General features: G+C 46.7%; 10 protein-coding genes and 1 tRNA gene. 6 read left to right on the forward strand and 5 right to left on the reverse strand.

Annotation, left to right across the window (positions count from 1 at the left end; all coding sequences use genetic code 11):
* The first annotated feature begins 15 nt into the window (after positions 1-15).
* The 3 genes from R7P74_RS19580 (at position 16) to R7P74_RS19590 (ending at position 890) form a co-directional block, all read left to right on the forward strand.
* Positions 16-198 (forward strand): hypothetical protein, encoded by a 183-nt coding sequence (locus R7P74_RS19580; RefSeq protein ID WP_021035910.1) that lies wholly within the window; start codon positions 16-18, stop codon positions 196-198.
* Positions 163-246: transfer RNA gene (locus tag R7P74_RS19585), tRNA-Leu, on the forward strand. Before R7P74_RS19580 ends, R7P74_RS19585 begins: the two co-directional genes overlap by 36 nt.
* 32 nt (positions 247-278) lie before the next feature.
* Positions 279-890, forward strand: a complete 612-nt coding sequence (locus R7P74_RS19590) for a DUF2913 family protein (protein WP_318123094.1) — start codon at positions 279-281, stop codon at positions 888-890.
* 78 nt (positions 891-968) lie between these two features.
* Here R7P74_RS19590 and R7P74_RS19595 read toward each other — a convergent pair whose 3' ends face one another.
* Together R7P74_RS19595 and R7P74_RS19600 are read right to left on the reverse strand one after the other, a co-directional pair.
* Complete coding sequence (locus R7P74_RS19595; protein WP_318123096.1) at positions 969-2,369, reverse strand: tryptophanase; 1,401 nt, start codon at positions 2,367-2,369, stop codon at positions 969-971.
* A 298-nt stretch (positions 2,370-2,667) separates the two neighbouring features.
* Positions 2,668-3,912 carry an NADH:ubiquinone reductase (Na(+)-transporting) subunit B gene (locus R7P74_RS19600; protein WP_053349382.1) on the reverse strand — a complete coding sequence of 415 codons (1,245 nt, stop codon included), beginning with the start codon at positions 3,910-3,912 and terminating at the stop codon, positions 2,668-2,670.
* A gap of 162 nt (positions 3,913-4,074) precedes the next feature.
* Between R7P74_RS19600 and R7P74_RS19605 the strand changes: the two genes are divergently transcribed.
* The 3 genes from R7P74_RS19605 to R7P74_RS19615 all read left to right on the forward strand — a co-directional run bounded on the left by R7P74_RS19605 (position 4,075) and on the right by R7P74_RS19615 (position 7,051).
* Positions 4,075-5,463, forward strand: a complete 1,389-nt coding sequence (locus R7P74_RS19605; RefSeq protein WP_318123099.1) for a cytochrome ubiquinol oxidase subunit I — start codon at positions 4,075-4,077, stop codon at positions 5,461-5,463.
* 10 nt (positions 5,464-5,473) lie between these two features.
* Complete coding sequence (gene cydB, locus R7P74_RS19610; RefSeq protein WP_005374173.1) at positions 5,474-6,472, forward strand: cytochrome d ubiquinol oxidase subunit II; 999 nt, start codon at positions 5,474-5,476, stop codon at positions 6,470-6,472.
* 174 nt (positions 6,473-6,646) lie between these two features.
* Complete coding sequence (locus R7P74_RS19615) at positions 6,647-7,051, forward strand: cystatin (RefSeq protein WP_213911830.1); 405 nt, start codon at positions 6,647-6,649, stop codon at positions 7,049-7,051.
* 65 nt (positions 7,052-7,116) lie between these two features.
* On the opposite strand, the gene lhgO is transcribed toward R7P74_RS19615, so the two are convergent.
* The 3 genes from lhgO to R7P74_RS19630 form a co-directional block, all read right to left on the reverse strand.
* Positions 7,117-8,343: an L-2-hydroxyglutarate oxidase gene (gene lhgO, locus R7P74_RS19620; protein ID WP_186585527.1), complete on the reverse strand. Its 1,227-nt coding sequence runs from the start codon at positions 8,341-8,343 to the stop codon at positions 7,117-7,119.
* Positions 8,344-8,351: 8 nt separating this feature from the next.
* Complete coding sequence (locus tag R7P74_RS19625; protein WP_009705104.1) at positions 8,352-10,475, reverse strand: TRAP transporter permease; 2,124 nt, start codon at positions 10,473-10,475, stop codon at positions 8,352-8,354.
* Between the two features lie 88 nt (positions 10,476-10,563).
* On the reverse strand, positions 10,564-11,574 hold the full coding sequence (locus R7P74_RS19630; protein ID WP_005374185.1) for a TAXI family TRAP transporter solute-binding subunit: 1,011 nt from the start codon (positions 11,572-11,574) through the stop codon (positions 10,564-10,566).
* Positions 11,575-12,355: the final 781 nt, after the last annotated feature.

Consider the following 12,355-nt stretch of genomic DNA (forward strand, 5'->3'; position numbering starts at 1 on the left):
TGAGGATAGGCGTTGATGGTAAAAAACATAAAAGTGACCAATAAATATGCAATCAAACTCGAAAGAGCCAAAATTCGTCATTTTGCTCTCGCCAACAGGTGGATTTTGGTTATAATTCGCGTTGCTTCTTTCGAGGCCTCTGAGTATTCAGAGCATCATGATGCCGAGATGGTGAAATTGGTAGACACGCTAGCATGAGGTGCTAGTGCCTTTGGTGTGAGGGTTCGAGTCCCTCTCTCGGCACCATTATCCTTCTTCCCTAATTTTGTTCGAGTGTAATGCAAAGTTCTAAGCAGGCAAGACAGTCTACAGATGCTCACCAACTTCTGAGTGAGCTTGCGGTTCACGCTTTATTACACCTGCACTTTAAAATTCACGCGTCCTCGCATGGCCTCTCCCTTAAAGAACGTAATGACTTACTTCAGAAATGGCTGAAACCAAAACTGAAGAGTAATCGCTATAAGCTGATTAAAAAGCCGTTAAAGTCTTTGACTCAGCAGGCAAAAGGTGAGAACGGAAATCTGGAAGTATTACTCGAGCGCTGCGTCGGTGCAGACAAACCCAGCAACCCTCAACCCGATCTAGATAGCTACTTGCTGCTGATCAACGAGATTGAGAAGAAACTGGGGACTACCGTGTTATTATCGCGACCGGAAGACGTCGACTTATCTCACGACCAACACGGCTGTTTGCTGTGTGTGCTTTCTGAGAACTTAAATCAGCACTTCGATGATAATAACGCCCTAATCGCTCCTATTTCGATGCTGTTCCGCGGACCAATGAGTCAACGCTCACTTTTCCTTGGCAGCATTTACGCCAGTGGTACCTTCAATTATGAAGTGCAGTATCAAGACGACCAGTTCGTTCGCATCACATTAGAGTTAGCGTAACTGTAACGCTAAGAAATAAACGAATCGAAAAAGGCCGTGAAACTCGCGGCCTTTTGCTTATCTAGATTTAAACTTGAGTTAATCGATCTCTTTAAATCGAGCAGTAAAGTGGCGCAGCACTGGTGGCTCGTACTCGAAAGTGAGCCCTTTTAACTCATGTGCACGATTTTTCAGTTCGATAATCGCATCCGCAATGTAATCCATATGATCGTTTGTGTAGACACGACGTGGAATGGTCAAACGCATCAACTCAAGCTCTGACGCTTTTTGTTTACCCGTTTCCGGATCTCGACCAAGCAGCAACGATCCTATCTCTACTGCTCGAATACCCGCTTCCAAGTACAAAGCATTACACAATACCTGCGCAGGAAACTGATCCGCTGGAATATGTGGCAAAATCTTAGCGGCATCCACAAACACCGCATGACCACCCGTTGGGTATTGAATCGGAATACCGCCTTCACGTAAGCGCTCACCTAAGTATTGAACTTGGCTAATTCTATAGTGAAGAAAATCCTCATCCGCGGCTTCATACAAACCGCGAGCGAGCGCTTCCATATCACGCCCAGCCATGCCGCCGTATGTCACAAATCCTTCCATGGGTACGCAGCGCGTCTGCACCGCCTGGAACAAATCCTTATGATCACGAATACAACACATGCCACCAATGTTTACCATCGGGTCTTTCTTAGCTGACATGGTGAGCATATCACCGTACTGGTACATCTCACGGATGATTTCCAGAATCGATTTATTCTCGTAACCCGCTTCACGCTGCTTGATAAAGTAGGCGTTCTCACAGTAACGAGCCGAGTCAATCACCACTGGAATATCGTACTTGGTTGCAATCTCGTACACACTGCGCATGTTTTCCATCGACACAGGCTGACCACCGGAGCTATTACAAGTAATCGTGGTGATAATTGCACAGATGTTATTCGAACCGTGCGCTTCAATTGTTGCCACCAGCTTATCGATATCAAAATTGCCCTTCCAATCATAAGGCGTAGTGGTGTCGAATGCTTCTTCCGTTACCACGTTAATCGCTTTACCGCCATTGAGTTCAATGTGACCCGCTGTGGTATCAAAATGGTAGTTCGAGATAAATACTGGCGTTTCGCCACCACGCACCTGACGCATACGCTCAATCAAAGCGGGGAACAAAATTTGCTCGGCACCACGCCCTTGGTGTGCAGGCACGGTGAGCTTATAACCGAAGAAGTGCTCCACTGCATCACACAGGTTGTAGTAATTTCGACTCCCCGCATAGGATTCATCCCCCATCATGATGCCAGCCCACTGATTATCACTCATGGCACCAGTGCCAGAGTCAGTCAGCAAATCGATATAAACATCATCACTACGAAGAAGAAATGGATTATAGCCCGCTTCTTTTAACGCGACTTCACGGTCTGCCAAAGTCGTCATTTTGATTGGCTCAACCATTTTGATACGAAAAGGTTCTGGAATACGTTTCATTGTTAATTTCCTTATACGCATTGCCCTACGCAGTTTCACGTAAGACTAAAAAACAAATAGATAGAATGCTTTTCAATGCGATTGCATTGAGGAAATCAACGAGAAGAGATTTTACTAAGAAGAGACAAGCAGTAGTCTAGGTTATACCAGAACGACAGCACCAAACGGCTATCGAGAATATCCTTTATTCTCATCGTCTTCGTCCTCCTGATAAAAATAAAAAGTCAGAAACCCCATGTCTCTGACCTTTTCAATATAGTGTAGTTTTCAATCAACTTTCAGTGAGGTTACCCTCATTTTAAGAAGGTCTCGCCCTTTTCATTCTGCGTTTGATATTACTTTCTTTGACTAGGTAATCGAAAAGTGGCGCGAATAAGTTAGCAAATAGAATCGCTAACATGATGCCTTCTGGATAAGCCGGGTTCAGCACTCGGATAAAAATCGTCATCACGCCGATTAATACTCCGTATGCCCATTTCCCGTTATTGGTAAAAGCTGCCGAGACAGGGTCTGTCGCCATAAAGAAGGTACCAAACGCAACCCCACCAATCACGAAGTGCCAGTAGAACGGCATGGAAAACATGGGGTTAGAGTCTGAACCGATCGCATTCAATAGTAATGAAGCTCCGATTAAACCGACCAACACGCCCGCAACAATTCTCCACGACGCAATCTTCATAAAGATGAGAACCAAGCCTGTTAGTGCGATCAACAACGTGGAGACTTCACCCATTGAGCCTGGTAAATTACCAACAAAAGCATCTCCCCATGAAATTGTTTGTCCTGTCATATTATTTATCAAAGCACTTTGCCCGCCTTCATACCATTGACTAAGTGGAGTAGCGCCAGAGTAACCATCAGCCGCGACCCACACAGCACCACCGGACATGTTGGCAGGATAGGCAAAGTATAAGAACGCGCGCCCTGCCAGAGCTGGGTTTAGGAAGTTTCGTCCAGTACCACCGAAAATCTCCTTCGCCACAACAATACCGAAAGTGATACCTAAAGCCGCTTGCCATAGTGGAATTGTCGGAGGAAGGATCAGCGCAAAGAGTATAGAGCTGACAAAAAAGCCTTCATTTACCTCATGCTTTCGCACAATAGCAAACAGAACTTCCCAGAAACCACCAACGATAAACACCGTCGCATAAACCGGGAGAAAGTAAGTAGCACCAAGCCACATTTTACTTCCCCACCCCGCTTGTGAAACCGCATCTAACGAGCCCCATACCCAACTCAGTTGCCATGAAGAAACAAGCGCTTGCTGAGCTGAGGCTTGATCCATTCCATACAACAAGGCATCACTCGCTTGCTGGCCTATGTTGTACATACCCCAGAACATGGCAGGGAAGACCGCCAGCCACACCATGATCATAATACGTTTTAAATCGATGCTATCTCGAACGTGAGTCATGCCCTGGTTTACCTTACCAGGCGTGTAAAAAATGGTTTCGACAGCTTCGAAAAGTGGGTAGAACTTGTGATACTTCCCACCTGGGCCAAACTTAGGTGTCGCTTTCTCAAAGTAGTGTTTAAGGCTCATAACAACTCCTCCTTTGTTTAAAAGATGGTACGCACTGCCGTAAAAAGCGATCGTTTTTTAATCTCTTAGCCTTCCTTCTTCGTATTCCATTTTGTTCGTCGCTCTTCCCTCATCTCTTCTAATTCGGCGAACTGTTAATTCGAAACTTAAAAGGGAATGCCCATGGATACACTCGCCATCGATTTAGCCAGATTCCAATTTGCCTTTACTGTCTCTTTCCACATCATTTTTCCAGCGTTTACGATTGGTTTGGCAAGTTACCTCGCCGTGTTAGAGGGCTTGTACTTAAAAACGGGCAACAAACAGTACATGCAAATCTATAAGTACTGGCTCAAAATCTTTGCCATCAGTTTTGGTATGGGTGTGGTGAGTGGCATCGTGTTGAGCTATCAATTCGGTACTAACTGGAGCGTGTTTGCCGACAAAACAGGCCCAATCCTAGGCCCGCTAATGGGTTATGAAGTTTTTACTGCGTTTTTCCTCGAAGCTGGTTTTTTAGGCGTGATGCTTTTCGGTATGGATAAGGTAGGCAAGAAGCTTCACTTCGCCGCGACTTGTATTGTTGCATTCGGGACGTTTTTGTCTGCGTTTTGGATACTTTCGGTTAATAGTTGGATGCAAACACCAGCGGGCTATAGTATCAACGAAGCCGGACAGTTTATCCCAGAAGACTGGTGGGCGATTGTCTTCAACCCTTCCTTCCCTTACCGGCTCGTTCATATGTTGCTCGCCGCTTACCTTACTACTGCCTTTGTTGTAGCCGGCGTTGCCGCTTATCACTTGCTAAAAGCAAACCATAACCCTCTAGCCAGAATTATGTTCTCGATGGCAATGTGGATGGCTGCCATCGTGACACCAATTCAAATCGTTGCTGGAGACATGCATGGATTAAACACCCTTGAACATCAACCCGCCAAAGTCGCCGCGATGGAAGGGCACTATGAGTCTCACCAAGGCGCGCCATTGATCCTCTTCGGTATCCCTAACGATGAAGAAAAACGTATGGAATACGCACTGGAAATCCCCAAACTCGGTAGTTTGATCTTAACTCATGACCTCAACGGTAAAGTGAAGGGATTAGATGCTTTTCCAGAGGAGGAACACCCTCCTGTATCTATCGTTTTCTGGTCTTTCCGAGTAATGGTCGCGCTTGGTTTTGGCATGCTTGTTATTGGTTTGTGGAGCCTTTGGCTAAGAAAACGTCGCAAACTTTTTGATTCGAGGGCACTTCAACGTATTTGTGTGCTGTTTGCCCCAGCGGGGTTCATTGCAGTTTTAGCAGGCTGGATAACTACCGAAGTCGGTCGACAGCCTTACACCGTATACGGTCTTTTAACCACAGCCAATTCGGCATCGCCTATTGATGCCGCCGCGGTGAGCGTCTCCCTGACGGCGTTCATCGTGGTTTACTTTGTGGTTTTTGGAGCTGGCTTCTTCTATCTCCTACGTTTGATGCGCAAGTCTCCAACTCGATATGAAGAAGGTCTAGATAGCCGACTTCCTGATGGCACGAAAACTGATGCCATCACACATTCTAACCATCTAACCTAGGAGCTAACTCATGGATTACGCATTAATTTGGTACGCTTTGATTGGGCTCGCCGTTCTGATTTATGTCGTGTTAGATGGCTTTGATCTCGGTATTGGTATCCTATTTCTCAGCGCTAATGACGATGAAGAGCGCGACATGATGATGAACAGCATCGCTCCTGTTTGGGATGGGAATGAAACTTGGCTAGTTCTTGGCGGTGGTGGGCTTTTTGCCGTGTTCCCCCTCGCCTACGCGGTCATTATGCCAGCACTCTATGCTCCTCTGATTTTAATGCTGCTCGGGTTAATTCTGCGCGGGGTTTCTTTTGAATATCGCTTCCGAACACAACGCGGAAAGTTTTTATGGGATAGCGCTTTTTTCATTGGTTCACTCACCGCGGCATTGATGCAAGGCATTATGCTCGGAACCCTGCTCCAAGGTATAGAGGTTAGTGAACGAGCATACGCAGGTGGATGGTTTGATTGGCTTTCGCCATTTAGCGTATTTTGTGGCTTGGCGCTTGTTTGTGCTTATATTCTGCTCGGTTCATGCTGGTTATTAATCAAGCTTCCAGAAGAACTGATGGGGCGCTATTACGTGGTCGCGCGACGATGGGGACTAGCGATGGTAGCCTGTATATTCATCGCCAGTTTGTGGCTGCCATTGAGCCAAAATATCGTATTTGAACGTTGGTTCTCATTACCAAACTCGCTACTGTTTTTCATTTTACCAATTATTGCAGCGGCACTTATTTGGCAGTTATTCAAAGCCTTACTCGACCACAAAGCCGTCCGAGCCTACGTTCTTGCGATCGGCCTGTTTCTTGTGTCCGCGATGGGTTTCGGTGTCAGTACATTCCCTTACTTGGTCCCATTCGCACTCACTTATCAAGACGTCGCCGCGCCAGACAAAAGTTTGGCATTTTTACTTGCCGGTGCGGTGGTATTACTTCCTCTGATCATAGCCTACACGGCTTATTCGTACTGGGTGTTCCGCGGCAAGATGAAACGTGGAGAAGGATATCACTGATGAAACTAAAGCCCATTTTGTGGTTCATTGGCATTTGGCTGGCAAGCGTGGTCGCCTTGTTTATCATCAGTTCGTTGATACGAACTGCGATATTGTAGGCCCAGAGTCTACTGCACCACATCTGAAGCCATTGAGGTCTATACTCAAGCAAGAGTAAAACAACGGAGTGTTTTTATGACCTTAAAGCGGTTTCTGGTAACTTTGATTCCTTTGACGGTTCCACTGTTTTCACCAAATGCTTTGGCCGTAGACAAGCAGATGTCATCCGCCATGAAAAGTAAAATGCGGTCTATTTGCTCCGCAACAAACGAGCAGGGCCATTGGCAACTTGCTGAGGCAACTCCTGACGCCAGACGCTCACTCAACATGGTGCTTTATCAAATGAATGCCGATGATAAATTGAAAGCAATTCATGAGGTGAGAACGAAAATGGTCGGCGGCACCCATTATGCGTTTGAGTTCGAGTTGCAAGATGGTCAAGTCTGGAATGCAATTGTATTGCACAGTGCCCGAGGCGATTACATGATAGAAAGACACGCAAAGAAAGGGGAACTCTGCCCTAAAGATGGCAACTCCTAAATCCCAGATTCAAATACAATAAAGGCGACCGTTACGTCGCCTTTGTTTTTTACGTCGCCTTTGTTTTATACCGTTTTCGCCTCTATCTTTTCATTCACTTTATCGCAAATGTACTCCCCAATGGGCATCGCAGATGTCGCTGCGGGTGAGGGTGCGTTGCAAACGTGCAGGCTTCTTGCGCTCTCGGCAAACAAAAAGTCATGAACCAAAGTGCCATCGGATAACACCGCTTGCGCACGAATACCCGCAGGATATGGCTTGAGATCGTCGACCTTGATGCTTGGGCAGTATTTATTGACCAGCTTGAGATAACCCGGCTTCCACCACGAGTTCTTAAACTCATCCAGTCCGGTTTTTAGATGCTTTTGTGTCACCTTCCAAAAGCCGGAGAAACTGAGCATTTGCATGGTATCTTGCAGGCTAAAGTTAACCTTGTCGTACCCTTCTCGCTTCCAGCCTTGCACCGCGTTTGGACCAACGGTCACACTGCCATCAATCATGCGAGTCAGGTGGACACCTAAGAATGGCAAATCAGGGTCGGGAATTGGGTAAATAAGATGATTCACCACTTGGTCGTGTTTGCTATCTAAGCGGTAGTATTCACCACGATAAGGGATAATTTGGAAATCGGTTGGAATACCCATCATCTTAGTCATACGATCCGCCATCAAGCCGCTGCAAGTGACCAAGAATTTGGCATTGAGCTGCATGGTTTGCCCGTCTGCAATGCAGGTCAATTGAACTTCTTCGTCTTTCTCTTCGGCAGCCACCACTTTGGTTCTCAGGCTGATTTGACCTCCGAGCTTTTTGAACTCTTCCGCCATCTGCTCAGTGACCAAACGATAGTCCACAATACTGGTGGTTTTGACATAAATCGCGCCCAAGCCTGTGATGTTTGGTTCAGCCAGTTTGAGTTGAACTTCATCGAGTAGCTTTACGTCGATGCCGTTGACATGGCAGCGCTCATAGAGGGCATTCATGCGTTCGACTTCTTGCTCATTAGTCGCAACCAACAACTTGCCACAGTTCTCCACCGGAATATCGTGCTCAGCACAGAACGAAATGGTTCGCTCTACCCCACGCTTACAAAAGTCGGCTTTTAAACTGCCCGGAGCGTAGTACACCCCGGCATGAATCACGCCACTATTGTGTCCGGTTTGGTGCTTGGCAAAACCGGACTCTTTCTCAACCAATAAAATGGATTTGTCTGGATGACGTTGCTGCAGTTGCCATGCTGTCGACACACCAACGATACCGCCACCAACAATGATGTAGTCATAGACTGATTTCATACGACCTCTTATAAAACCGATAGTTGAGATTGTTGCAATTTGAACTTGCGACCACTGTAAATGAACACCGCGACAAATACCGCGCAGCTTGCCACACGAACCAACATTGGGATGTCGTGCCAAACCAGCAATGTACCCACCACTACCAACAAGAGACGCGTCAGAATGTTTAGAGGACCTTCCAAGTAGCCTTCAATCGCACCAATCAATGCATAGGTACCGATGATGGCAAAGAAGCCCACGGTAATCACTGACGTCACATCCCAACTGACTAAGCCTGTGTAGGCAATAAGTAATGGTACAAGATACAAACCCTTAGCGATTTTCCATGCCATCAAACCAGTGCGCATTGGGGGTGTTTTCGCGATAGTTGCCGCAGCGAATGCGGTCAAACACACTGGAGGCGTAACGTTACTGTCTTGCGATAACCAGAAAATGATGAGGTGAGCAGCCAGCAATGCCAAGCCTACCGCTTCCATACCCAGGCTTTGCTCCAGTAGAGTTTCCATAAAGTCCGCAGGTACTAGCGCCACCATTTCTTTCGCGGTTTCCAACGCCATTGGTGCATTAAGCAGTTCCAGCTTTTCTGGCGCCGCCAACATGAAGATGGCTTTTGCTTGTTCAGGCAATTGACCCGACACCATCAATTCAAGCAATTGGTTTTCCGCAATCAATTTGTAAAGCGCAGGGGCAGACAGTGTGCCCAATACAATATACGCCGCTGTCACAGGTAAACCCATACCCAAAACAAGAGAAGCGAGCGCAATCAGAACGATCATGATGAACAAGTCGCCATTCGCCCAACCGTCGATCATCAATGAGAAGGTGTTGCCGATGCCTGTTGTACTGATCACGTTGATCACCAAACCAATACCCACCAGCAATACGGCGGTTGTCGCCATGTTCTTCGCGCCTTGCGAAAGCGCTTCGATGATCGCTTTTGGTCCCATCTTGTGATCTTTCGAGAACCAAGACGCCACCACTACTGAAATGATCGACAAGCCAGCAGCGTAAGTTGGCGTAAAGCCTTGAACCAGCAAAGTAACCAATACCGCCAGCGGGATAAGGTTGTGCCAACCGCTGATCAACACTTTTAATAGAGATTCATCGCTGGTCGTGATTTTTTGAACGCCGCTGCGTTTGGCTTCAATACGCACAAAGAACGCAACAGACAAGAAATAGATAAGAGCAGGGATGAAAGACACCGCGATAATATCAACATACGGAATTTGCGTGTAAGACGCCATGATGAAAGCGCCCGCGCCCATCACTGGTGGCATCAACTGACCACCTGTCGACGCCGCAGCTTCAACCCCCGCAGCAAAGCGCGAAGGGAAACCCGCTTTTTGCATCAAAGGAATACTGATAACACCGGTTGAAACCGTATTTGCCACGCTTGAGCCCGATACTGAGCCCATCAAACCGGAGCCAATCACCGCAATAAAACCCGGACCGCCGATGATTTTACCAGCCGCAGCACGTGCCACATTGATGATGTAATCACCGACACCAGAGCGCACAAGAAACGCACCAAACAGAATGAACATGAATACGAAAGTCCAACTGATGCGCGAGATAGAGCCAAACATGCCCTCAGAAGAATAGAAGCTACGGTAGAGCAAGGTTTCCATGCTCAAACCCGGGAAATGGAAAATACCTGTCGCCCACTTACCCCAAAGCACAACGTAGCTTAAACACACCACAATCAGCACTGGAATAAACCAACCCATGGTGCGTCGGATCAGCTCAATCACGATCAGGATTGCCATGATGGCGAAGACCCAATCGCTGGTCACGAACTTCACACCGCGTTCATACAGCGCATCTTCGGCATAGGGAATGTAGAGCAAACACGCGACCGCGCCCATAGCAATTAACACATCGATACCGAGTGCAATCTTACTCTGCTTGAGAGAGATATGAGCCGGATACCAAAGCGCACAAATCACCGCAAAGCCAGCAAAGTGGGTAGCGGAAATCCATAACTCAGGTAACGTCGATAAGGTATTAAACCAAATGTGCAAAGCAGACAACACCACGCCAAACACTGTAATTGTGGTGGTTACCCACGGAAAATCAGTGCGCGTGGGCAGCTCAAATTTCTGCAATTCCTTTTCTATTGAGTCGCTCATCTCATACTCCAAGCTCTGGCGGCTTTTTCCATCTTTGAAATCGGTAGGGATAAAATGCCCCGAGCCAAAACTCGGGGCCAAGTTAGCGTTATTTCGCCATTAGATCTGATGGGATTTCGATGCCCATTTCTTTGTAGTAACGTGCCGCACCTGGGTGAAGAGGCACTGGCAAGCCAGCGATCGCTTTCTCAATCGCCATTGCTTTGGTTGCTTTGTGGATTCCTTGTAGGAAAGGCAGGTTCTCGTAGATCGCTTTGGTTAGCTGGTAAACGTCTTCTTCCGAGATATCTTCACGAACTGCCAAGAAGTTAGGCTGTGCAATGGTGGTGATCGGCTTATCTAGACCCGGGTACGTGTTCGCTGGGATCTCGTACTTCGTCCATAGGTTGTAATTGCCGTTCGCCTCTTTGATTTGTTCGTCAGTAAACGAAAGAATCGAAATGTCTTTACCCAACGCAGCAAAAGCTTGAGTGACCGCACCAACAGGTACACCCGCAGGCGTGTTCATGCCGTCAATGGTGCCGTTTTGAAGTGCGCTCGCACTGCCGCCGTAACCCATGTAAGCAAGATTGAATTTATCAGGGTCGACCTTCAGACCTTTCATGATTTGGCGACCCGAGTTCTCAGTACCAGAGTTCTTCTTACCGATAGAGAACTTCTTGCCATCTAGGTTATTCAGATCAGTCACTGTGCCCGTTTTTGCTAGGTCAGAGCGAACAATAAAGTGCTCAACGTTTTGCCACAGCATAGAGACTGAACGCAGCTGCTCTTGGCGACCGCTCTTCTCATAAGGACCTTCACCAGACCAAGCCCATGCACCGTAAAGACCTTGCAGAATCGCGAACTGTGCTTCGTTTTCGTTCAGCAGTTTGACGTTTTCACCAGAGCCCGCAGAGCTGATTGCAGAAAGGGAGAAGTGGTGCTTTGGTGCCAATTTCACTTTGCTTAACGTCGCCAACGCTACGCCCACAGGGTAGTAAGTACCACCTGTCGATGCCGTTGCAAGAATGTAGCTACGATCTTCTGCCGCAGCGTTAGCAGCAATACCAAAAGAAGTCACAGCGACAGCCAAAGCTTTTACCAGCTTATTCATTTTCATTATTACTCTCCGTGTAGTCGTTTCACGATTGGGGATTTACATCATGTTAAACCTTTATTAACAACACATTCCCTAGAGCAATTGAAATGCCAACTTTTAACCCTTTGTATTTATTGAACTAAGCGCTGAAAGACATCAAAAATGAGCAAAATCATGCTGATTTGATAGCAAAGTAATGAGCAAGATCTTGCTCATTGAAGAGAAGAAGGTTGCACGCCTAGATCGCAAAAGGTTAATAAAATGTGATCAAGACAAAATAAATGCACGATTCACTAATAAGCAATATTTTGCCGATGCAATTTTGGATTGAACTGCAACTAATGATCGTCTTAACAATAAGAAGAAAAAGCGCATCATTCTAAACTGCTCACTTGATCAGCGGAGGTTTATAGCCTAAACGACTACAAATAGCACAAAAATACAGCAAAACAAGTCATGTTACAGAAATGAAAAGTCATTTATTCTAATTTTTAATTTAAAAAGCAGTTCGATCCACCAGTTCAGAAACAAACATTGACCGTATCAACTTATTTTCTACTTCGGGGTTGTGCCAATAGCCCTATGTTCGTTAGGGTAACAACACGCCAAGGCAAACGTATTCCTTGGTATTTTTTCGTCTTCAAGGATCACCCATGTCAGCAACTGCGCAATTACAATTCGCTTTAAAACGCCCATCTGGCGTTGCTGCTGCGATCCTCCTGCTCTCTCTGGAACTGATTCAGAGCTGACAGGCTATATCTAAACTTTCTGTCAGCTTGAGAAGAAGCTGACGGGAACACCA

The organism is Vibrio sp. 2033, assembly GCF_033339735.1.